This window comes from Nonomuraea sp. NPDC050643 (assembly GCF_040654715.1).
In the GTDB taxonomy this organism is placed as follows: domain Bacteria; phylum Actinomycetota; class Actinomycetes; order Streptosporangiales; family Streptosporangiaceae; genus Nonomuraea.
The window spans coordinates 257,194-278,796 of the sequence record NZ_JBFAIM010000009.1 but is presented as its reverse complement, the minus strand read 5'-3'; the positions used below and the strand labels follow the sequence as shown (position 1 = coordinate 278,796).

Sequence of the window (21,603 nt, the reverse complement as noted above, 5' to 3'; positions counted from 1 at the left end):
GCCACCTGGCCGCGGTGCAGCCGCCAGGCCAGGGCCAGCGGGCTGCGCAGGCCGGGCGCCGCCGTGGCGGGCCCGAGCCGGGGCGGCAGCAGGCCGGCGGCGAGGTCGCGGCGGGCCGACAGCGCGTACGCGGCGGTGGCCAGCGCGGCGACGAGGGCGAGCAGCGGCGCCAGCAGCCACCAGCGTTCCCCCGCGAAGGGCCGCAGGTGCAGCGTCCAGCCCAGCGGCGACAGCCAGGACGGCCACTCCGCCCCGCTCGCGTCGCCGACCCCGCGGATCAGGAAGAAGCCGATGAAGACCGCCACCCCGAGTCCCCTGGCGGCGGCGGCGCTCTCGGTCACCTGCGCCACCACGGCGCCGACCGCGGCGAACGTCCATCCGGCGGCGGCCAGTGAGAGGCCGAGCGCGATCGAACCCGCCGCGGGCAGCCCGCCGCTCATCAGCAGGGCCGACATCAGGACGGCGATCAGCAGGTCGGCGGCGAGCACCACGCCCAGCACCGCGGTCAGAGGCGCGTGCCGGCCGGTCACGCCGGCGCCGAGGAGTTCGCGGCGGCCCGACTCCTCCTCCACGCGGGTGTGCCGGATGACGAGCAGCATGCTCACCAAGCCCAGCAGGATCGCGCCGGAGGAGCCCACGGTCCACGCGGTCAGCCCGCCGACGCTCGCGTCGAAGACGAGGCCGCGGGTGGCCCGCTGCGCGGGGTTGGCCATCGCCGTCTCGGCCACCGATCGCAGGGACTCGGCGGTCGGGTAGAGGGCGGCGGTGCTGTTCGCGATGCTCATCGGGAAGACGGCGGCCAGCAGGCCCCACACGGGCAGGATCAGGCGGTCGCGGCGGACGACGAGGCGGGCGAGAGTGCTCGTTCCGGTCAGCGCGCTCATCGGGCCTCCTCGTTCTGACGCTCGTGCCGGCCCGGCTGCGCCGTGCGGTAGTGGCGCATGAAGAGGTCCTCGAGCGTGGGCGGGGCGGCGGTCACGTCGCGCAGCCCCAAAGCGGCCAGCCGGCCGAACAGCTCGTCGAGGTAGGCGGGCTCGACCTGGCAGCTCACCCGGTGGCCCTCGACGCGCAGGTCATGGACGCCGGGCAGGTCGGTGAGGCCGCCGGGCTCGCGGGCCAGGTCCGCGGTGACCGAGGTGCGGGTGAGGTGGCGGAGCTCGGCCAGCGTGCCGGTCTCGACGGCGCTGCCGCCGCGGATGATGGTCACGCGGTCGCACAGGGCCTCCACCTCCGACAGGATGTGGCTCGACAGCAGCACCGTACGGCCCCGCGCCTTCTCCTCGGCCACGCTGTCCCTGAACACCGCCTCCATCAGCGGGTCCAGGCCGGAGGTCGGCTCGTCGAGGATGAGCAGCTCCACGTCCGAGGCGAGCGCCGCCACCAGGGCGACCTTCTGCCGGTTGCCCTTGGAGTAGGCACGCCCCTTCTTGCGGGTGTCGAGCTCGAACCGCTCCACCAGGCTCGCTCTGCGCCGCGCGTCGATCCCGCCGCGCAGCCGCCCGAGCAGGTCGATGACCTCGCCGCCGGACAGGTTGGGCCACAGGGTCACGTCGCCGGGCACGTACGCCAGGCGGCGGTGCAGGGCGGTGGCGTCGGCCCAGGGGTCGCCGCCGAGGAGGCGCGCCGTGCCGGAGTCGGCGCGCATCAGGCCGAGCAGGATGCGGATGGTCGTGGACTTCCCGGCACCGTTCGGGCCCAGGAAGCCGTGCACCTCTCCGGTGCCGACGGTCAGGTCGAGACCGTCGAGCGCACGTGTCCGCCCGAATGTCTTGACCAGGCCGGACACGTGAATCGCGTTCGTCATGAACTTCAAGCTACACTAAGTTCACGAAATTCATGAACTATAAGAAATTGATCACGCACCACCCAGGTCGCGGCCGGCTCGCGGGTCGATGAGCCCGGCCGCCGCCAGGTCGGCCCACAGGCCGTCGGGCACCTGCCTGGCGAACGCGGTCAGGTTGCGCCGCACCTCGTCGGCGGAGCGCGTGCCGACGACGATGCCGGCGACCGCCGGGTGCCGCAGGGGGAAGGCCATGGCCGCCTCCGGCAGGGTCACGCCGTGGGCCTCGCAGACGTCGGCGACGCGGTGGGCGCGCCGGAGCAGCTCGTCGGAGGCCGGAAGGTAGTCGAAGTGCGCGCCGGGGCGGGGACGCGGCGTGGCCAGGAGGCCGGAGTTGAAGATGGAGGCAGCGAGGACCGAGACACCGCGTTCGGCGCAGGCGGGCAGCAGATCGTCGAGGGCGGGGTGCTGCAGCAGCGTGAAGTGGCCGGACAGCATGACGACGTCCACATCGCTCTCCCGGACGAGCCGGGTCAGCAGGCCGGTGTCCCACATGCCCGCCCCGATGGCGCCGACCACCCCCTCGGCCCGCAGTTCGGCCAGCGCTGGGTAGCCCTCGCGCAGTGCGGCCTCGAAGTGTTTCTCGGCGTCGTGCAGGAGCAGCAGGTCGACGCGGTCCACGCCCATGCGGGTGAGGGAGTCCTCGACGCTGCGCCGTACGCCGTCGCGCGAGAAGTCCCAGACCCGCCGGTGGGTCGCCGGCACGTGGAAGGCCTCGTCCATCCGGCCAGCCGGATCCTGCGGCACCAGCAGCCGGCCTACCTTGGTGGACAGGACGTACTCGGTGCGCGGCAGCCGGCGCAGGAACTCCCCCATCAGGCGCTCGGAGTGGCCGATCCCGTAGTGCGGGGAGGTGTCGAAATAGCGGACCCCGCCCTCCCACGCCGCGGCCAGCGCCTCGGCGGCCTCCTCGTCCGGCAGCGGCGCGAACAGCCCGCCCAGCGGGCCGCCGCCGAAGCCCAGTTCCGTGACCTCCACCGCGCTGCGCCCGAGCCGCTTGGTTCTCATCCCGTCCGGTTCCCTTCGTCGCCGTTGATGAGTACAGCTCACAACACGGGGGACGGAGCGGCCAAACGATTAACGGGGGACCTTAATGCTCAGGAGCAGGTCGCCGGGTCGAGCCGGCCGAGTATCGCCGGCCGTCAGTACATCTTCGTGGTGGTGCGCTGGACGGTGCCGGGTGCCAGGCGTACGCGTTCGGCCGTGACCCGGTGACCGCGCGTGTCGGTGACGCGTACGGCGAAGGGGCCCCGGCCCGCGCCGGACTCGGCGATCCAGTAGTTGTAGTCGGCCCGCACCAGCTTGCGCCACCTGCCGCCGGCGGCCTTCACCTCGACCGAGGTGAGCGGGTTGCCGTGGTCGACGACCAGCAACGCCAGCCACCACTGCGACGACCCCTCCTTGACGCGGAAGGAGAGCGGCACGCCGCCCCTCGGATCGCGGACCGGGCGGTAGGTCACGCCCGCCATGCCCTTGCCGGGGTCCGCGACGCGGGCGAAGGCCGTACGGCTGAGGTCGATGTGCCCCGCCGCGCACTCCGGGCACTGGTCGACGACCTTGACCCGGACGGTGCCCCTCGGCCCGGTGACGCTCAGGTAGCCACCGCAGGCGGCCGCGGCGGCGTACTCGCCGGGGGAGAGGGCGACGTAGAGGCCGCCGACGGGAGGCGACGGGTAGGAGCAGTTGCCGCCCCCGGACGCCAGCTCGTAGTGGGTCGCCTTCCCCCTGACCGCCGCTCCTCCCGCCGCCTCCGCCGCCGAGGGAAGGAGAGCGACCGCGGCGAGCGCGGCCGTGAGTACGGTGGGTAAGCATCGCATCCAGGGCTTCCTCTCGTTCGGGTGGATGTGACAGTAGCGAAACCGGTGCATCCCGGTACGCCGAAGCGCGAGATCTCATCGTTACCTTCGTCTTCGCCCAGGCACGCCCACGTGAGCGTGGCCGCTTGCGGTCACCCGGCAGGCCAGGGGTGGACGGATGGGAGCGCGGCACCCATGCTGGTGGGGCAGCACCGTCGCGATCATCGCCGAAGGGAAGAGCCGCATGAACACCCGTACGTGGATCCGCCGTGCCGCCGCAGCCAGTGCCGCCATGGTCGCCGTGCTGGCGCTGGGCGTCACCCCGGTGCACGCGGACAGCCCCTCGTGTTCCTCCTTGGCCGCGAACGTGATTCGCACGCCACAGAGCGCCTTCGTGCTGGCCGACGGCGAATCGGGGGCCAAGCGCCCGGTGTGAGGGCCGCCGTTCTCCTGACGGAGATCCGCGCCACGCGCCAGGGTGACGATCACTCCGCGCCACGCGCTGGCTAAGCTGCGCGCATGGCGCGGATTCTTCTCCTGCACTCGATGTACGGCCTGCGGCCCGCCGTTCACCAGGCCGCCGACAGGTTGCGAGCGGCCGGCCACGATGTGCACGTCCCCGACCTGTACGACGGCCGGGTCGTCGACACGCCCGAAGAGGGCATCGCGATCAAGGAGGAGATCGGCCGCGACGAGCTGCTGAAACGAGCCGTGGCCGCGGCGGCCCCGCTGTCCGACGACCGCCTGGTCTACGCGGGCTTCTCGCTCGGCGCGGCGATCGCGCAGAACCTCGCCCTGGGCGACGAGCGCTCTCGCGGGCTGCTGCTGATGCACGGCACGTCCGACATGGCCGACGGCGTCGCGGCCGACGACCTGCCCGTCCAGCTGCACGTCGCCGACCCCGACACCTACGAGCCCGTCGACTGGCTGAACGCCTGGTATCTCAGGATGCGCGCGGCCCGGGCCGACGTGGAGGTCTTCCGCTATCCGGGCGTGGGACACCTGTTCACCGACCCCGGCCTGCCCGACCACGACGCCGACGCCGCCGGGCGCGCCTGGACGATCGCCCTGGACTTCCTCGCCGACCTCTGACCCGCGGAACCGGGGAAGGACCGCTCAGCGCGGCCCGACGGCCACGGACTGGAAGAGCGAGCGGGTGCCGCCGGTCGGGATCGGCGCGCCGATCGGCGTCAGGCGGCCGTCCGCCCTGACGGCGAACGAGACGAGCTGCGAGCGGAGCGTGCTGACGTGGACCCGCCGCCCGTCCGGCGTCACCGCGATGCCGACGGGGCCGTGTCCCGCGTCGAAGGGGGCGCCGGGGACCGGCCGCAGGGACCCGTCGGCGGCGATCGTGAAACCCCAGACCTTGGTGGCGATCTCGGGGTTGACGTTCAGGCCGCCACTGGTGAGGTAGAGCCGCCGGCCGTCCGGGGTCACGGCGGTGCCGATGGGCACGTCGGGCGCACGGTACGGCGAGCCGGGCACGGGCGCGAGCGAGCCGTCGCGGCCGATGGCGAAGCCGAAGAGCTGGCGCTCCGACACGCTGGTCAGCACCTCGCACGCGACGTACAGGAACCGCCCGTCGGGGGTGACCGACATGCCGAGCCCGCCCCGCTCGACCGGCACCGGCCCGCCTGTCCTGTGGAGCGTGCCGTCGGGGCGGACGGCGAAGACGACGACGAAGCCGGGCGGCTCGGTGTCCTCCTCCGTGATCGCCGGCCTGCCGTGGCTGACGTACAGGAAGCGGCCGTCGGGCGTCATGGCGAGCCCGCGCGGGCTGTCCCGGCCGGTGCGGACGGGAGCGCCGAGGGGGCGCAGCCGCCCGTCGCGGCCGACGGCGAACACCGACAGGGTGCCGTCGTCGGCGTTGGCCGTGTAGAGCGTCCGCCCCGAGGGCGCGACGACGATGCCGAACGGGAATCCGCCCGTCCGGACGGGCGCCGCGAGCGGGGCGAGCCGGCCGTCGTCGCCGACGCGGTACTGGTGGACGCTGTCGTCCAGCCCCGTGGCGACGTAGGCGGTGCGGCCGTCGCGGGCGAACACGAGCCCGCGTGGCTGCCGTCCCGTCGGGACGAGCGGCGGGTCGAGGACCGGCCTTCCCGCTCCGTCGACACGGAACAGCGCGATGTCATCGGTGTCACCGCTGGTGACGTAGAGGGTGCCGCCCGAGGCGGCTCCGGCCGGCGCGCCGGCGGCGAGCAGCATGCTCACAGCCAGTGCGACCAGCCCCGGGTACGTGGTGCGCAGACACGATCTGAGCCGGGCTGGCATGCCCCCAGCGTACGTCGCGGCCGGGACCGTCCGCGGGCGCTCATTGGCGGCGCAGCCGGATCGACGCGAGGAACTCCGGGTCCAGATCGGGGCCGGCGTCCCGGGTCGCGGTGACCGGGGCCATGAACCACGGCTGCCCCTGGCCGAGCAGCGGCGAGTACACGGGGACGAATCCCTGGTCCGACAGCGCGATCGCGAAGTCGGCCGACAGGTGCCCGTCGGCGTCGACGGCCGCGGTGGCGTGCCACGGCAGCACGCACGATCCGCCGAGGTAGGCGAAGCCCAGGCGGCCCGGCCGGGTGTTGGGCGTGAGACGGACGCGCCCGGGGAAGAACGCGGCGTCGTCGTAGCCCACCTCGCTGTCGGCCTGCGTCACCGCCAGGTAGTGGATGGTCTCGCTCCAGGTCGTGGCCAGCAGGGCGCGCCGTCCCCGGGTGACCTGCCGTCCGGCCTCGGGATCGACGACGTTGAAGAGGTCGGCGTACAGCCGGACGGCCCAGGAGCGCGGGGAGGCGCCGGGCGGTGCCGGCGGGAGGCTCACGCTGGACACCAGCGAGCGGAACAGCACCGAGAACGCGACCAGGGCGCCGCCGTCGGCCCGTCCGGGCAGGATGTCGCGGCAGGTCGTGTCGGCTCGCGCGAGCGCCTCCAGCGGCGCGGCGGTGACGTCGAGCGCGGCCAGCCCGGCCGTGAGCGCCCGTGCGTGGCGTCCGATGAGGCGGGTACGCCGCCGCAGCGCCCCCGCCCCCAGCCGCTCCTCCGCCACCTCGCGCAGCCGCCTCACGCGGATCAGGTCGCGGCCGTCGATCAGGCCGAGATAGGCGTCGAGCTTGTCCTGATAGCCGTGCAGCAGCGCCTCGGGCCGGGAGCGGAAATGGTCGCCGTCGGTGAGCACGATGACGTCGGCGCCCGGCGGATAGACGTCCTTGATCGCCTGCGCCAGCTCCCGGAGCCTGACCAGCGCGCCCAGCTCGCTGAGATCGGGCAGATGGCCGGCGGTCTTGAGGCCGTTGTAGTGGAGTTTGACCGGGAAACCGATGGTGACCACCGGCACGGGCGCGGCGCGTTCGACGAAACCGCGGATCAGCCGGTCGGCCGTGGCCAGCGGGAAGTTTCCCGAGGGGCCCTTGCGGAACTGTTTGCGGGTCAGCACGTGGTGGATGCGGCTGATGGTCGTCGCGGTGCCGGGCGCGGTGCCCGCGGGGGTGCCGAAGCGCCGCCGTGTCAGCTCACCGGCGCGGGCCGCGGCCTCGTCGGCCGCCTCGACCAGCCGTTCCACGATCTCCAGCGACTCACGCATGCCCAGGTGGACGGCGTGGTCGCGAACGGGCTCGGGCCCCGTCGCCTCGGGCACCGCCATCTCGCCCAGTGGCAGTTTGGTCAGCGAGTGGGCGTGCGACAGCCGCGGCGGCCGGCGGGGCCGCCCGGTCAGCCCGACGGCGGGGGTGAGCTCGAAGCTGCGGACGACCGGGGCGCCGTCGGCGGGCGGCTCGGCCTCGGCGGCGAAGCCCGGCAGCGCCACGGCGACGGTCAGGGCCGACGGCAGCTCCTTGGCCATGGCCTGCCGGTTCCGGCACAGGTCATCGAAGATCGCGACGATGTCGAGGTGCCGCAGCGCGCGCAGGTTCTCCGCCTTCAGCTCGTGCACCGGGCGTACCCGGTCGTCGGGGAGCATGAGCAGGTGCGGATGGAGGATGCCGGCGCGCGCGAGCGCGTGCTCGGTCTGCTCCCGGACGCGGTCGCGCCGCCCGGTGTTGAACACCACGCATCCGCCCAGCTCATGGACCCTGGTCACGAACCGCGACAGCCCCGGCACCGGCGTGTCGCCGCGCAGGCGCTCCCACGGGCGGTACAGGTGCGTGCGGAACTCCGCGAAAAGTCGGCCCCAGTCCGCCCGGGGATGACGGGCCTCAAGGCGGTGCCAGGCCAGGAAGGACCACCAGCTCGGCTCCTCGTCGGTCGGAAGGAGCGCGAGCCCCTCCGGTGCGGCGAACTCCTCGATGCCCGCGGGCGCTCCGTCCCGTGGACCGGCGACGGCGCGCAGGGCGGCCAGCGCGCGTTCGCGCGGATTCAGCGCGCACAGGTCGATGTCCAGGATGACCGCCGGTCGCCGGGCGGCGGGGTTCGCGCGGCGTCCGTGAGCCGGCCTGGCGATCCGGTCGAGCACCTCGTCCAGGACGTCGTCCTGCTCCCGGGTGACGCCGTGGGCGAGATCGTGCCGCAGGACGGCCACGGTACGGGGGCGCAGGAACCGCAGCTCGCGCGAGATCGTCTCGTCGGCCGCGGCGCGGGCGTCCCGGGCGTCGAGGCCGTGCCGCGCGGCGAACAGCGCGCTCATGCGGTGCAGTTCGGAGCGGAGGTGCCGGAACGCCCGCCGGGCCTGCTCGGCGGAGGCGGTCAGGGCGCCGGCGGCGACCGCGCGGCCGGTGGCGCGGCCGTCGGGGGTGATCTCGTGAGCCAGCCGCGCGGGGCACAGGCCGTAGCGGTCCAGCAGGATCCGGAACACGCGTACCGGCGGCCTGACGAGCTGGGCGAGGACGGAGACATGAGAGCCGTCCACGGACGGCAACGCGTGGAGGGCGCGCTCCCGGCGATCGGGCCGCGGGCGCGTCGCGCAGTAGAGCCGCAGCATGGGATCGGCCTGAACCAATTCCTGCAGTCGCTCGGCGGCCCCGCGATGAAGTCCTTCATCGCGGGGCGGTGATTCCGGGCGGCGCACGGAAGAGACCTGACTTTCGGGTGCGTCATTGAGCACTCGGACCTCCGGAGTATGAATGCCGCCAGGAGCCAGAGCGGTTGGATCCGCCAGGCATCGCGACAAGGCGCCGGGCAGGCGCACGCGCATATCCGCCGAAAGCCGATGCGGCCGGAAGCGCGGGAGACGGCGATTCGCCGACGTCCTCCCAGCGCTCGTGCCGAGCCTGTCAAAAAGCGGCCGGAGTTTCGACGCTGATCCCTGCCAAAGTACGGACTTTCTCTGCCAACGGTGGCGGAGGATCCGGAATTTGGCAGGAAATGGCCGGTCAATGTCCGCAAATGTCCTGGTCAAGGACGGGGCCGGAAGGCCAGACTGCCAAGGGCATGCCGGGCGGCCACCTTGCCACGCAGCGACGAGAAGGACTCATGAAGATCGTTTTTTCGGAATGTGCTCCCCATTACGGCGCGTACGTCTTTCCGTACCAGGTCTGGGCGTTCCTCGAGGACGGCGAGGAGGCGGCCGTCGCCTACGAGAGCGGCTTCCTTCCCGGCGCCCTGGACCTGACCAGGTTCTATCTGACGCGAAGCGTCCGCGTCGACCTGAAACGATATGTGGTCACCGGTCGCGTCCGTTACGTCGAACGGCGCTGTGCCGACATCGGCGCCGAACTGCTTGATCGGCGGGATTTTCACTGGTCGAATGCCTGGGAAAAGCTTGCCGACGGATATTTCGACCGGCAGGAGGTGAACGCGGACTACCGCCGGAGACGGTTCGGGGAAATGCTGGATTCGCCTTTCGCCACGCACGTGATGGCATTCCGCGACCGGCGCGACGGCTCTCCAGCGGGGCTCGTCCCGGTCTTCGCCGGTCCGGGCCTGGCCCAATACGGCATCCCCGTCTACGACGCGCGATATCGGGGCGTGAGCATCGGCAATTACATGATGAGCAGCGCGCTGCGCGAGTTCCAGGGCCGCGGGCTCCGCCATTGCTACCTGGGGTCGTGCTACACCGCGGGAGACCTGTACAAAACGCGGTTCGCCGGGGTGGAGATCTTCAACGGCTATGCCTGGTCGGCCGCCCGCGACGAACTCCATTTCCTGCTCGACCACCAGGACGACCTGGCCGGCACGCACATCTTCGAATACCAGCCCTATGTGGACGCCTTCTGCGACGCGGACGTCGCCTCCCTGCGTTCGAGGGCCATCGGCCGCTTCACGGCCGCGTGACCGTTCCCACGGCCCGAACTGGAGGAAGCGTTGCGGATCGCGATGATCGGCGGAGGGGCGACGGCGGTCAGCCTCCTGGACAGCCTGCTCGGCCAGGAGACGGACGGCGACGCCGACCTCGAGTTCTGCGTCTACGAGCCGGCTCATCTCGGACACGGCGTCGCCTTCGCGGACGACCTCGACTGCGCCCTGATCAACCTGCCGAACGGGCTGATGTCCATCCGCGACGAGCAGCGCGACCACTTCCTGACCTGGCTGCGCGACCATGGCGAGACGCTGTGGCCCGGCGGTTCCGCGCCCCGGGCCGACGATTTCGCGCCCCGCCGCATCTTCGGCCGCTACCTCCGCGACCACTTCGCGGCCTGCATGGAGACGGCCCGCGAGCGCGGCTGGCGCGTCACCGTCCATCCGGAGACCGTGCTGGACGTGGCGAGGGATCACGACGGCTTCCTCGTCACCTCGGACCGGCGCACGCGCGCCTACACGCGGGTCGTGCTCGGGGTGGGGCCGGGAGGCCCGGCGGATCCGTACCGGCTGGGCGGCGCGCCCGGCTTCGTCGCCGACCCCTATCCCCTCAAGCACCGGCTGGCGGAGATCGGCCCCGAGAGCCGGGTGCTGGTCGTCGGCACCGGGCTCACGGCGGTCGACACGGTGGTGGGCCTGCTCGCGGCGGGGCACCGCGCACCCATCACCATGGTGTCGCGACGAGGTGTCCTGCCCGAGGTGCTGGCACGGCCGAGGGACTGGTCGCCGGTCCACGCCGACGCGGCGGGCGTCGAGAAGCGCAGGACGCGGGCCGGCGTGCTCACGCGCCGGGCGATCTGGGAGCTCCTGCACGACGAGCTGACGGCCGCCGGGTTCGACGCGCGCGCCGAGACCGACTGGTACAGGGGCGGGAGGTCGGCCGCCGACCATCTGCGCCATCAGCTGACGCATCCCGAGGCGAACGCCGTGCAGTCGCTGTTCCTGAGCATTCCGACGCCGCTGGCCCGGACGATCCGCGCCGCCCTGCCGGACGAGGACGTCGCCCTCATGCTGGGCGACTACAAGCCACGGCTGCGCAGCCTGCAGTGCCCCATGCCGCCCGGGACCGCGCGCACACTGCTGTCCGCCATGGAGTCGGGCCTGCTCACCGTCCTGCCCGGAGTACGGCAGATCCGCGCCGGCGACGGCTCCTTCACCGCCCTGGCGGGGGACGACGTCGTGACGGCCCAGGTGGCCATCGACGCGACCCGGGCCACCCCGGCCCGCTCGCCGGGACGGCAGGGCCGGTTGGTGGCCGCGCTCGACCGGAACGGGCTGGCCTCCTGGGACGCGTACGGCGGGCTCAGGACCGATCCCGGCACGGCCCGGCTCCGCCCCCCGACGAACACCGGACCCCTCGGCATCTTCGCCATCGGCGAGCTGGCCGCGGGCGACATCTACTACGCGAGCAGCCTCCCCGCCGTCAACAGAGGGGCGGACACGGTGGCGGCGGAGCTGCTGGCGACCGGAGACCCCGACAGGTGAAGGCGAGATGACAGACAGAACCGCTGACGATCCCATCGGCCGCGTGGTCGCCGAAGAGTGGGCCGCGACGCTGTCCATCCCCCCGGGCGGCGGACCGCCGGGCGACGCGGACTTCTTCCTGGCCGGTGGCAACTCGCTGCAGGCGGCCAGGCTGCTGGCCGGCATCGAGGCCCGCCTCGGCGTGCGCATCGCCCTGCGGTCCTTCATGGCCGACGCGCGGCTCGGCACGCTGCGGGAGGAATGCGCCCACGCCCTGCGGGCCGTCCCGGTGGGGAACGACTCCGACCACGCGCACGACGTATGAACGACCCGAGAATCGACGCGGCGATAGACGACCGGCTCCACATCCTGAACCGGCTCGCGAGCACCTGGCGGATCCCGGGGTTCAGCCTGGCGATCACGTACGGGGCCGACGCGGCGACCTACGCGTGGGGGATGCGGGACGCCGGGCGCCGCCTGCCGATGACCGTGGCGACCCGGGTGCCGCTCGGCTCCCTGTCGAAGGCCCTGATCGCGGCGGTGGCCGCCCAGCGGGTGGCCGAGCAGGTCACCGACTGGTCGTCGGCGGTGGGGTCGTTCCTGCCGGCGAGCCACCGGGACGTGTCCCTGGCCCACATGCTGTCGCACTCGTCGGGGATGCCGTCGTACGACCTGCTGCTGCACCACACGGCCGACGGCACCAGAGCGGCGCTGCTGGACCGCCTCCGGCATCTGGCCGGTGCGCGCGCTCCCGGCGCCTCCTACCTCTACAGCAACATCATGTTCATCGCCGCCTGCGGTGTCCTCGAGGACCTGACCGGCCTCCCCTGGGAGCGGCAGTTCGAGGACCTGCTGCGCGCGATCGGCGTCGAGGAGGGCGGCGGCGAAACGGCCCCGCCCCACCTCTGGGACGACGAGCGGGGCGTCTTCGTCGTCGGGGACCCCGGGCAGATACCCCCGCTGGCACGCCCGATCAGCGCTCTGGCGTGCGACAGCCGCGAGATGGTCGCCATCATGCGGCTGCACCTGTTCGGCACGGCCGGGCCGGCGCGCCTGCTCGGCGAGGACGCCCTGGCCGCGCTCCGCCGGAGCCGGATCCCCGTGCCCGCCGTCGGCTATCCGGCGAGCGCCACCGTGACGGGCTACGGGCTGGGGTGGGTGACCGGCCTGCTCGGGGAGCACGAGCTGCTCCTCCACGCGGGCAGTGTCGGCGACACGCGCGGCATGACGGCCCTGCTCCCCGGGCTGGGCGCCGGGGTGTCACTGCTGTGCAACACCGACTGCCACCATTCCCTGGTGCACCCCGAATGCTGTTTCCCGTGCGCGGTGGTGTTCCGGGTCATCGACTGGCTGTGCGGCACGCGATCGATGCCGCCCGGTGAGCCGGCCCCGCCCCCCGGCCGGACGAGCGACGTCCCGCCGGTCGTCCGGCCCGTGCCCGCGGCGGCGGAACGCGATCTCGTCGGCTCGTACGCCCATCCCGGCTTCGGGACGATCACCGTGGCGCCGGCGGACGACGACCGGCTCGGCCTCCGCTACGGACGCTTCCAGGGCCTCCTGACCAGGCAGCGCCCCGACACGCTGACCGCCTTCTCCCGCGAGCGCGACGGTCCCGTGCTGCCGCTGCGCCGAGCGGGACGATCCCTGCTGGCCCGCATGGACCCCAGCGTGCCGAGCTTCCCGTTCACCAGGACGGACGGAACAAACAGGAGGGACGGAACAGACAGGACGGACGGAACAGCGGGGTGACGCCGCGCCGGACAGCGGGCCGGCCAAGACCAGGGGGAGCTTGTGAGAATCATCCGCGCCGTCATGGGGTTCGTGATCCCGCCGGGGGGCAGTCCGTGGCTTCTCACCGTGCGGGCGCTGACGTACGCGATCGGGTCCGGAGCCTACATGGCGATCAGCGCCGTCTTCTTCACCCGCTACGTGGGCCTGTCGGCGACCGAGGTCGGTCTCGGCCTGTCCGTACGGGCCGCCGCCGGCCTGCTGGTCAGCGTCCCGCTCGGCCGGGTGACCGACCGGGTGGGAGGGCTGCGGGCGTGGACGGCCGGATCCTTGGTCCAGGCCCTGCTCTTCCTCGCCTTCCCGCAGGTGACGGACATGACCGGCTTCCTGGCCGCCATGGTCCTCATGGGGTGCGCCGGGACCTTCGGCGCCGGCGGGCGGGCCAAGTACATCGGTGACATCGTCGCCGACGGCCGGAGAGTGGGGGTGTCCGCGTTCCTGCGGACCCTGCAGAACATCGGGCTCGCCGCCGGAACGGGGCTCGCCGGCCTGGCGCTGGCCGTGGACACGCCCACCGGCTACGTGGCCGTGATGTATCTCAACGCCGGGATCCTGGTGGTGGAGGTGCTGCTGCTGGCGTTCTTCGGCGGGGCGGTCAGGAGGCCTCCCGCGACGCGGACCGCTCGGGCCGGACGTCCGGCGGCGCTGCGCGACCTGCCGTTCCTCGCGCTGTCCTGCGTCAACGGGATCCTCGCGCTCAACGAGCCGGTCCTGCTCGTCGTCCTGCCGCTCTGGATCGTGCAGCGCACGGACGCGCCGCAGGTGCTGATCGCCGTCGTGCTCGTCTCCAACATGGTGATGACGGTGCTCCTCCAGGTACGCGCCAGCCGAGGGGCCGAGGACGTGCTCGGGGCGGCGGGCGCGCAGCGGCACGCCGGTTGCTGGCTCGCCGCCGCCTGCCTGACGTTCTGGGCGAGCGGCCTGACCTCCGGCCCCTGGACGGTCGCGGTCCTGCTGGCCGGGCTGGTGCTGCTCACCCTCGGCGAACTGCGCGCCTCCGCGGCGGGTTGGGGCCAGAGCTACGCGCTGTCGCCCGAGAGCATGCGCGCCGAATACCTCGCCGTCTACGACCTGGGCCCGAAGGCCACCTGGGTCATCGGCCCGGCCGGTGTCGTCGCCGTCATCCTCGTCCCGGCCGGCTGGCTGATCATGGCGGTCGTCTTCTCGCTGGCGGCCGTGCTGAGCGTCCCGGTCTCGAGATGGGCGATGAGCACGCCCAGGCTGACGGCCGAGGCCCCCACCTCCTGAAAGGAACTCCGACATGCCCCTGCAGGACCGGCACGAGCGGCCGGGCTCGCCACGCGTGCTGACGCTGGACTTCCCGGGACCGAGGTCGCGGCACCGGGTGCGCCACCTGGACATCGAGGCGGTCGGCGCGGACGTGGTCCACCTGCTCGACACCTCCAGGCCGCGCGACCTGACGGCGAGCGGCTACGCGCGGGCGCTGCTCGACGGGGAGCACCTGGCCGGGCCGGACGTGGCCGCCATCGTGACCTACTGCGCCGCGGCGCCCATCGCCCGGGAGGTGAGCCTGCTCCTGCGGCGCGCCGGATCCACCGGGCCGCGCCTGTACGCGATCAACCCGGAACAGAGCAGCATGGGCCTGGCCGTCGACACCCTCCAGTCGTTCCTGAGCGCCTGCGACCACCCTCGGCCCGTCACCCCGCCGCTGACCAGGGCGGCGGTCGACGGCGCGGCCGAGGCGCTGTTCCGCGGCTACCTGGCCGGCGGCGAAGCGACGCCCGAGATGATGCGGATGGCCCGGGAACTGGCCACCGCGCAGGCGGACTGGGTGAGCTATCTGGCCGCCGCCGGCGACCCGGGCGCCCCGCCCGTCACCGCGGCGGAGGTGCACATCACGTCCAGGGATCACGCCTGCCCGCCGTCCTGCGTCGCCGGCCACCTGGTGGCGGGCGGCTCCGAGGCGGAGCTGTTCGCCGATCGTGGGCTCGGCGCGCGGATCGGGGCGGCGACGTGACACCCGCGCACGACCACCCGGCGACCGCCGAGAGCACGGCCGGGGACGCTATCGAGGACGCCGCTGGGGACGCCGCCGTGAACGCCGCCGGGGGCGCGGCCGAGCCTGTGACGGCCGCGTACCTGCGGGAGTGCCGCCGATCACCGGCCCTGCTCGACCTCACCGGCGCCCTGACGGGGGAGTCCGTCTTCGCCCGCAGGCCCCTGGCCCGGCCGCTCTTCCGGCGGCACGCCGCCTTGGACGCGTTCGGCGACGACCTGACCGACCTGTTCCACCTGCTCAGCGCGCTGCCGGAGCGGTGCTTCGGGGACGCGGAGTCCTTCCTCGCCGCCCAAGGACAGCCGTCCCGCCGCGCGGAGGTCATCCGCAGGGGCAGTGTGGGACGGCTCGAGCCCTACGGCCGCGCCGACGCGATCGCCGAGAACGGATCCTTCCGGGTCATCGAGTTCAACATCGGCAGCGACATCGGCGGCGTGGAGGCGGCCCTGGCCAACCGCCTGCTGCTGGAACACGACGCGTTCGGCCGGTTCGCCGCCGGCCACGGGCTCGGTTTCCAGGACACCGCCGCGAGCCTGGCCGCCGCCCTGCGGGCCGTCGCCGCCTCCGTGGTCGGGGCCGATGACCCCGTCGTGGGACTCATCGAGGAGACGGGCAGCGGCGGGACCTGCCGGCACGTCGTCCGCGCGCTGCGCGCTCACGGGCTGCGCGTGGAATGGGGTGAGCTGGACCAGCTCTCCACGGTCGGCGGCAAGGTGACGTTGCGCGGCTCGCAGCCGCTGGACGTCGTACTCCGCTTCTTCTTCGCCGATCACCTGGTGCACGAGCCCGACGGCCTGACCCTCGTCGACGACCTCGCGCAGGCCCACCGCTACGGCCGGACGGCCTTCTTCACGTCCCTGGACTCGGAGCTGATCGGCAACAAGGCCGTCATGGGGCTCCTGCACCACGACATCGTCCGCTCCGCCCTGACCGCCGCGGAGCTGGAACTGGTCGACCGCCTCATTCCCCGGACGCGGCTGCTGGGCGGCAACTTCACCATCGTCCGCGCCGCCCACCAGCGCGCGCTCGTCGACGAATGCCTCGCGCGCAGGGAGGACCTGGTCCTCAAACCGGCCTTCGGCAACAACAGCGTGGGCGTGCTGCCGGGCGCCCGGACCGGTGCGGAGGAGTGGCGGTCGATGCTGAGCTCGCCCCGGCTCGACGGCTACGTCGTGCAGGAACGCGTGGCGGGGGAGAAGGAGATCGTCCTCGACCCGGGCACGGGGGCGAGCGTCGCATGGGAGGCCAACTGGGGGGTCTTCGTCTCGGGCACCGGTTACGCCGGCGCCTTCGTCCGCGCGCTCGGCGACCTCGGCGGGCGGGAGGTCATCGGAAGCTCCGAGAAGACCAGGTACGGCGTCGTCTTCACGTATTAGCGGATCAACGGATGGAGAATGATGAACAGCGACGAACCGCTCACCCTGTCGCCGATCCAGCACGGAACGCTCTTTCACGCCGTCCAGGGGAGCGGCGCCTATCTCGACCAGGTCCTGATGACGCTGGGCGGGCCGCTCGACCTTGACGCGTTCCGGCGGGCGTGGCGGACGGCCTTCGAGCGGCACGAGATCCTCACGATGTCCTTCGACTGGATGAGCGGCGCCGTCGCGCGGCAACGCCCCCGGCCGGCCGCCGCACCGCTGATCGACGTGCTGGTCGGGCCCGTCGGCGACGTGGACGCGTGGCTGGCGGACGAGCGCGCGAAGGGCTTCGAGCTCACCGAGGCGCCCCTGGTGCGAGCGGTGCTCGCGCGCTCCGCGGACGGCGCCCGGCTGCTGCTCGTCCAGTACTCGAACCTGGTCATGGACCTCCGCTCGTTCCAGCGGGTCCTGGGCGAGGTGGCGCAGGCGTACGCGGGCGGGCAGGATGCCCCGCCCACCGCCAGGAGCTACCGCGAATACGTGGACTGGTGGCGCGACCAGGGCGACGGCGGCCCCGGGGACGCGGACTTCTGGCGGGAGGCGCTGGCCGGCCACGAGCCGCCGAGCCTCACCGCGATCGCCGGGCCGGACCCGGACGCCTCCGGAGTGGTGGAGACGCCGGCGGCGGACACCTCCGCGTGGCTCGACCGGATCGCGCTCGCCTGCGGGGTCACCCGCGCGACCGTCCTGGAGGGCGCCTGGCACCTGCTGCTGGGCAAGTACACCGGCAGCCGGGACGTGGTGGTCGGTACCACCGGCGTGCACCGCCCGCTGGGGGACGCCTACGAGACTGCCGCGCTCGGGCCGATGACGCTCACCCTCCCCGTGCGCCGGCTCATCCGCCACGACGAGCCGGTGGCCGACTGGCTGCGCGCCTACGAGACGGCACGGCGCAGGGCGTGGCAGCACGCCTCCCTGCCCCTGCCGGACATTCAGCGGCTCTGCCCCGGCATCGGCCGCAACGAGCTCATCCAGAGCGCCGTGGTCGTCGAGGACCTGCGGGCCTCGGAGATCGCGCCGGGTCTCGCCGTCGTGGCGGACCGATGCGAAACCCGGCCGCACTTCCCGCTCACCCTCGTCGCGCGCGAGGGCGAGGAGTTCCGGCTGCGCCTGGTCTACCGGCCGGGCCTGTTCGCCGCCACGATGATGCGGCGATTGCTGGGCCATCTGCGCAGCATGATCGAGGAGATGGCGGCGGACCCGTACCGGGAGATCGGCTCGATCGACATCCTCTCCGAGGCGGAGCGCGAGGAGATCCTCGGGTGGGGGCGGGGCCCGGCCACGGTCGCGCCGGCCGCCACCATCCACGAGGCCGTCCGCCTCGGGCTCACCGGCTCGCCCGAGCGCGGCGCGGTGCTCGACGGCGGCGGGGAGATCACCCGCGAGGAGCTCGAAAGCCGGTCGAACCAGCTCGCCCGCCATCTCCTCGACCTGGGCGCGCACCACGGCGGCTCGGTCGGCGTCCTGGTGAAGCGCTCCCGCGAGCTGCCGGTCATCCTGCTGGCGATCATGAAGTGCGGCGCGGCCTTCGTACCCTTCGACGCCGGCTTCCCCGACCAGCGCCTGCAGATGATGGCCGCCGACTCCGACATCAAGCTCGTCGTCAGCGACAGCGCCCACTGGGGCCGCTTCGACGACGTCGCAGAGGTGACGGTCGTCTACGTGGACAGGGACCGGGAGGCCATCGCCGCCCGCGAGACCGGCGCGCCCGGCGTCCCCGTCAAGAGCACCGACCTCGCCTACATCATCTACACCTCGGGCTCCACCGGCCGCCCCAAGGGCGTGGAGGTGATGCACCGGGGAGCGGTCGCCCTGCTCCAGGACCTCGGCGACAGGATCGGCCTCGGCCCGGACACCCTGTGGGCGGCCGGGGCGAGCTACGCCTGCGACCTGTGCGTCGTCGACCTCTTCATGCCGCTGCTCTTCGGCGGGCGGCTCACGGTGCTCGCCGACGACGTCGTCACCGACGGCGTCCGGCTGGGCGAGGAGCTGAACCGCAGCGGGGCGAGCCACTTCCAGGCCACCCCGAGCGGCTGGCGGCTCCTCATGGAGGCGGGCTGGAGCGCGTCCGGCACGCTGGCCGGCGTCATCGGCGGGGAGGCCCTGCCCGGCGACCTGGCCGACGACCTCGCCCGGGCCGGGGTGCGCCCGCTCTGGAACGTCTACGGCCCGACCGAGGCCAGCGTGTGGGCCACGATCGAAGCGGTGGGCGCCGCCCGGCCCGTGCCCATCGGCCGCAGAGTCGGCGACGCCGACCTGTACGTGCTCGACGACATGGACCAGCCGTCACCGGCCGGCGTCCCGGGAGAGCTGTGCATCGGCGGCGTCGCCCTGGCGCGCGGCTACCGCAACCTCCCCGACCTCACCCGGACCCGTTTCCGCGCCCACCCCCTCGCCACCGGGCCGGAGGGCCGCCTCTACTGGACGGGCGACCGCGCCCGCTGGCTCCCCGGAGGGAAGCTCGAGTTCCTCGGCCGCGACGACGGACAGGTGAAGATCCGCGGGTACCGGATCGAGCTGGGCGAGGTCGAGGCGGCGCTCCGGCGGCATCCGGGGGTGAACGACGTCGCCGTCCTGGTGAGCGAGAACGAAGGACGTCAGAGGTCGCTCACCGCGTACGTCGTCACCGGCGGGGTTCACGCCCCACAGGACGGTGAGCTGCGCGCGTTCCTGCTCGACAGGCTGGCCCCCTACATGGTCCCCGACCGCTACGTGCGCCTGGACGCCATGCCGCTGACGCACAACGCGAAACGCGATTCGCGCGCCCTGGAGGCGCACGGCGCGGCGGTCGCGCGGACGGACGGTGACGTCGAGATGCCGGGGACGCCGCTGGAGCGGCAGGTCGCGCAACTGGTGGAGGACGTCCTGCACGTGCGGGGGGTGGGCCGGCTGGAGGACCTCGGCCGCTACGGCATGAGGTCGCTGGAGTCGATGCGGATCGCCGCCCGGATCACCCAGACCTGGCCGGTGAGCATCACCGTGCACGCCATCCTGAGCAACCCGACGATCGCCGACGTGACGTCGGCCGTCCAAGCCTCGATGAGGTGATCGCCCACTCCAGGAAGCCCGGCCCCCGCCCCCGCAGAAGCGGCTCCCTGGGAGGCGCTTCCCTGGCAGGCGGCGACGCGCCGGGGCTGCCGGCGAGGCTGAGGGTGTGGCTGGCCGTGATGTGCGGCAGGCTGGTCGCGGCCTGTCACCGCAGGACCGGCCGGGCGGGCGCGGGGACCGTGGCCGGGCGGATCGTCCTGCGGCTGGCCCCCGGGGCGCTGCGCGTCCTGACCGTTCCCCTGGAGGTCGTCCTGGTGAGCGGCACCAACGGCAAGACCACCACCACCCGCTTCGTCGCCGAGACGCTGCGCCAGGCCGGCGCCGTGGCCAGCAACGAGACCGGCGCGAACATGCCCGGCGGCATCGTCACCGCCCTGGCGCGGGCCGGGCGCGCCGGCTTCGGGGCCTTCGAGGTCGACGAGCGTTACCTGCCCGCGCTCTGCGCTCAGGTGGCCCCCCGCGCGATCGTCCTGCTCAACCTGAGCCGGGACCAGCTCGACCGCAACCCGGAAACGGTGCTGCTCGCCCAGGCGTGGCGCGACGCCCTGCGGGGCGGGCACGCGCGCGTCGTGGTCGCCAACTGCGACGACCCTCTCGTCTGCTGGGCGGCCTCCGCCGCCGCGCGTGTCTTCTGGGTGTCGACCGGAGCCGGGTGGCCGCACGATTCCTGGTCCTGCCCGGCCTGCGGCGGCCCGCTGGAGCGCCCGTCGGCCAGGCACTGGTCGTGCCAGAGCTGCGGCCTGGCCCGGCCCGCTCCGCACTGGGAGCTCAAGGAGCGCTCCATCGTGTCGGCGCGGACCGGCCGCACGTACGATCTCCGCCTGCGGATCCCCGGCGAGATCAACTACGCGAACGCGGCCATGGCGGTGGCCGCGGGCGCCGCGCTGGGCGTTCCTCCGCCGGAGGCGGCCAGGAGCCTGACCCGGGTGCGCAGCGTCGCGGGCCGCTACCAGGTCGCGGAGGTCCACGGCCGACGGATCCGGCTGCTGCTCGCCAAGAACCCGGCAAGCTGGACGGAGGTCCTGGAGATCCTGCGATGGTCGCCGGGCGCGCTGCTCATGCTGAACGCCCGCGCGCTCGACGGCCACGACACGTCCTGGATCTGGGACGTGGATTTCCGCAGGCTGGCCGGGGTCCCGGTGTTCGTCACCGGTGCCAGGCGCCTCGACCTGGCGCTCCGGTTGCACGTGGCGGACGTACGCCATGACGTGGTCGCCTCGCTGCGGGAGGCCTGCGAACGAGCGCCCGAAGGCCGGCTCGACGTCGTGGCGAACTACACCGCGTTCCTCGACGTGCTCAGAGAGGTCAGGCGCCCTTGAGCCAGACGAACCCGGCGAAGTCTCCGGTCGGCCCTTCCCGCCGATACGAGTACAGCTCGGGCGTCTCCTTGGTGCAGCGGCGATCGTGCCGCACCTGGGTGACGCCCAGCCGGCGGAGCTGGGCGGTGATCGCGGACCTCAGATCGATCGCGGCCGTCCCGATCCGCGTCGTGGCCCACGCCTCCGGCACCGAGGCCGCCATGGCCGACCGCGTCTCCGGCGACACCTCGTAGCAGAGGGCGCAGATGCACGGGCCCACCAGCCCGATCGTGCGCGACGGGTCCGCGCCCCGGCCGGCCATGCTCTCGACGAGGGCGGCGACCACCCCGGCCGACGTCCCGGAGCGTCCCGCGTGGGCCGTCCCCACCACGCCGGCCTCGGGATCCGCCAGGAGCACGGGGGCGCAGTCGGCCACCAGCACGGCGAGGGCCAGCCCCGGCCTGTCCGTGCACATGCCGTCCATGGGCGACGACGGGGCCGCGCCGGGCCGGCCGACGTAGCCGACCGTGGCGCCGTGGACCTGCCGCATGTAGACGACGTTGTCCGGTTCGAGCCCGAGTCTTCGCGCGACGTGCGCCCGCCCGCGCCGGACGACCGCCTGCGCCTCGGCTCCCAGGCGCGTGACCTCCTCACCGGGCAGGCTGATCGCGTCGGACCTGTCGGAGAACGCCATACCCACACGATCATCCGCGCA

Annotated in this window: 17 protein-coding genes and 1 pseudogene; 11 read left to right on the top strand and 7 right to left on the bottom strand. The window is 73.2% G+C overall.

Annotated elements, in window-relative coordinates:
* From AB0I15_RS14855 to AB0I15_RS14840, 4 genes and pseudogenes are all read right to left on the bottom strand, one after another.
* Window positions 1-884, bottom strand: a pseudogene (locus tag AB0I15_RS14855) (hypothetical protein); the annotation flags it as partial.
* A complete protein-coding gene (locus AB0I15_RS14850; RefSeq protein WP_358094860.1) occupies window positions 881-1,804 on the bottom strand; it encodes an ABC transporter ATP-binding protein in 924 nt (307 codons plus the stop codon). The pseudogene AB0I15_RS14855 and the gene AB0I15_RS14850, both read right to left, overlap by 4 nt.
* Window positions 1,805-1,855: 51 nt before the next feature.
* Window positions 1,856-2,848, bottom strand: coding sequence for an aldo/keto reductase (locus tag AB0I15_RS14845; RefSeq protein WP_358094859.1), 993 nt, complete (start codon window positions 2,846-2,848; stop codon window positions 1,856-1,858).
* A 134-nt stretch (window positions 2,849-2,982) separates the two neighbouring features.
* The gene (locus AB0I15_RS14840) at window positions 2,983-3,657 is read right to left on the bottom strand and encodes an expansin EXLX1 family cellulose-binding protein (RefSeq protein WP_358094857.1); all 675 of its coding nucleotides are present in this window, start codon (window positions 3,655-3,657) and stop codon (window positions 2,983-2,985) included.
* A gap of 223 nt (window positions 3,658-3,880) precedes the next feature.
* Between AB0I15_RS14840 and AB0I15_RS14835 the strand changes: the two genes are divergently transcribed.
* Complete coding sequence (locus AB0I15_RS14835; RefSeq protein ID WP_358094855.1) at window positions 3,881-4,072, top strand: hypothetical protein; 192 nt, start codon at window positions 3,881-3,883, stop codon at window positions 4,070-4,072.
* Window positions 4,073-4,155: 83 nt separating this feature from the next.
* The gene (locus AB0I15_RS14830; protein WP_358094853.1) at window positions 4,156-4,728 is read left to right on the top strand and encodes a dienelactone hydrolase family protein; all 573 of its coding nucleotides are present in this window, start codon (window positions 4,156-4,158) and stop codon (window positions 4,726-4,728) included.
* A 24-nt stretch (window positions 4,729-4,752) separates the two neighbouring features.
* Here the strand turns inward: AB0I15_RS14830 and AB0I15_RS14825 are convergent, their stop codons facing one another.
* Window positions 4,753-5,907 carry a beta-propeller fold lactonase family protein gene (locus AB0I15_RS14825; protein ID WP_358094851.1) on the bottom strand — a complete coding sequence of 385 codons (1,155 nt, stop codon included), beginning with the start codon at window positions 5,905-5,907 and terminating at the stop codon, window positions 4,753-4,755.
* A gap of 40 nt (window positions 5,908-5,947) precedes the next feature.
* On the bottom strand, window positions 5,948-8,539 hold the full coding sequence (locus tag AB0I15_RS14820; RefSeq protein WP_358094849.1) for an L-tyrosine/L-tryptophan isonitrile synthase family protein: 2,592 nt from the start codon (window positions 8,537-8,539) through the stop codon (window positions 5,948-5,950).
* A 404-nt stretch (window positions 8,540-8,943) separates the two neighbouring features.
* Here AB0I15_RS14820 and AB0I15_RS14815 point away from each other — a divergent pair, with 404 nt between their 5' ends.
* The 9 genes from AB0I15_RS14815 to AB0I15_RS14775 are packed head-to-tail and all read left to right on the top strand — an operon-like array spanning window position 8,944 to window position 20,909.
* Window positions 8,944-9,831, top strand: a complete 888-nt coding sequence (locus AB0I15_RS14815; RefSeq protein WP_358094847.1) for a GNAT family N-acetyltransferase — start codon at window positions 8,944-8,946, stop codon at window positions 9,829-9,831.
* Between the two features lie 30 nt (window positions 9,832-9,861).
* Window positions 9,862-11,340, top strand: a complete 1,479-nt coding sequence (locus AB0I15_RS14810; RefSeq protein ID WP_358094845.1) for an FAD/NAD(P)-binding protein — start codon at window positions 9,862-9,864, stop codon at window positions 11,338-11,340.
* A gap of 7 nt (window positions 11,341-11,347) precedes the next feature.
* Window positions 11,348-11,644: an acyl carrier protein gene (locus AB0I15_RS14805; protein WP_358094844.1), complete on the top strand. Its 297-nt coding sequence runs from the start codon at window positions 11,348-11,350 to the stop codon at window positions 11,642-11,644.
* Window positions 11,641-13,068, top strand: a complete 1,428-nt coding sequence (locus AB0I15_RS14800) for a serine hydrolase (RefSeq protein ID WP_358094842.1) — start codon at window positions 11,641-11,643, stop codon at window positions 13,066-13,068. Before AB0I15_RS14805 ends, AB0I15_RS14800 begins: the two co-directional genes overlap by 4 nt.
* Window positions 13,069-13,110: 42 nt before the next feature.
* Window positions 13,111-14,355: an MFS transporter gene (locus tag AB0I15_RS14795; protein WP_358094841.1), complete on the top strand. Its 1,245-nt coding sequence runs from the start codon at window positions 13,111-13,113 to the stop codon at window positions 14,353-14,355.
* A gap of 13 nt (window positions 14,356-14,368) precedes the next feature.
* A complete protein-coding gene (locus AB0I15_RS14790; RefSeq protein ID WP_358094839.1) occupies window positions 14,369-15,085 on the top strand; it encodes a hypothetical protein in 717 nt (238 codons plus the stop codon).
* Window positions 15,082-16,500, top strand: coding sequence for a hypothetical protein (locus AB0I15_RS14785; protein ID WP_358094837.1), 1,419 nt, complete (start codon window positions 15,082-15,084; stop codon window positions 16,498-16,500). The genes AB0I15_RS14790 and AB0I15_RS14785 overlap by 4 nt, the downstream gene beginning before the upstream one ends.
* Before the next feature lie 21 nt (window positions 16,501-16,521).
* Window positions 16,522-19,590 carry an amino acid adenylation domain-containing protein gene (locus AB0I15_RS14780; protein ID WP_358094835.1) on the top strand — a complete coding sequence of 1,023 codons (3,069 nt, stop codon included), beginning with the start codon at window positions 16,522-16,524 and terminating at the stop codon, window positions 19,588-19,590.
* On the top strand, window positions 19,587-20,909 hold the full coding sequence (locus tag AB0I15_RS14775) for a MurT ligase domain-containing protein (protein WP_358094833.1): 1,323 nt from the start codon (window positions 19,587-19,589) through the stop codon (window positions 20,907-20,909). Before AB0I15_RS14780 ends, AB0I15_RS14775 begins: the two co-directional genes overlap by 4 nt.
* Here AB0I15_RS14775 and AB0I15_RS14770 read toward each other — a convergent pair.
* Window positions 20,896-21,582 (bottom strand): polyphenol oxidase family protein, encoded by a 687-nt coding sequence (locus AB0I15_RS14770; protein WP_358094831.1) that lies wholly within the window; start codon window positions 21,580-21,582, stop codon window positions 20,896-20,898. The two genes, AB0I15_RS14775 and AB0I15_RS14770, sit on opposite strands and share 14 nt — an antisense overlap.
* Between the last annotated feature and the right edge of the window lie 21 nt (window positions 21,583-21,603).

What these genes read in the sequence shown, in the direction of transcription:
- AB0I15_RS14790 (WP_358094839.1), top strand. Translation starts at nt 14,369, where the DNA reads ATGCCCCTGCAGGACCGGCACGAGCGGCCGGGCTCGCCACGCGTGCTG.
- AB0I15_RS14770 (WP_358094831.1), bottom strand. Translation starts at nt 21,582, where the DNA reads ATGGCGTTCTCCGACAGGTCCGACGCGATCAGCCTGCCCGGTGAGGAG.
- AB0I15_RS14820 (WP_358094849.1), bottom strand. Translation starts at nt 8,539, where the DNA reads ATGCTGCGGCTCTACTGCGCGACGCGCCCGCGGCCCGATCGCCGGGAG.
- AB0I15_RS14825 (WP_358094851.1), bottom strand. Translation starts at nt 5,907, where the DNA reads ATGCCAGCCCGGCTCAGATCGTGTCTGCGCACCACGTACCCGGGGCTG.
- AB0I15_RS14815 (WP_358094847.1), top strand. Translation starts at nt 8,944, where the DNA reads ATGTCCTGGTCAAGGACGGGGCCGGAAGGCCAGACTGCCAAGGGCATG.
- AB0I15_RS14850 (WP_358094860.1), bottom strand. Translation starts at nt 1,804, where the DNA reads ATGACGAACGCGATTCACGTGTCCGGCCTGGTCAAGACATTCGGGCGG.
- AB0I15_RS14800 (WP_358094842.1), top strand. Translation starts at nt 11,641, where the DNA reads ATGAACGACCCGAGAATCGACGCGGCGATAGACGACCGGCTCCACATC.
- AB0I15_RS14780 (WP_358094835.1), top strand. Translation starts at nt 16,522, where the DNA reads ATGAACAGCGACGAACCGCTCACCCTGTCGCCGATCCAGCACGGAACG.
- AB0I15_RS14805 (WP_358094844.1), top strand. Translation starts at nt 11,348, where the DNA reads ATGACAGACAGAACCGCTGACGATCCCATCGGCCGCGTGGTCGCCGAA.
- AB0I15_RS14835 (WP_358094855.1), top strand. Translation starts at nt 3,881, where the DNA reads ATGAACACCCGTACGTGGATCCGCCGTGCCGCCGCAGCCAGTGCCGCC.
- AB0I15_RS14840 (WP_358094857.1), bottom strand. Translation starts at nt 3,657, where the DNA reads ATGCGATGCTTACCCACCGTACTCACGGCCGCGCTCGCCGCGGTCGCT.
- AB0I15_RS14830 (WP_358094853.1), top strand. Translation starts at nt 4,156, where the DNA reads ATGGCGCGGATTCTTCTCCTGCACTCGATGTACGGCCTGCGGCCCGCC.
- AB0I15_RS14845 (WP_358094859.1), bottom strand. Translation starts at nt 2,848, where the DNA reads ATGAGAACCAAGCGGCTCGGGCGCAGCGCGGTGGAGGTCACGGAACTG.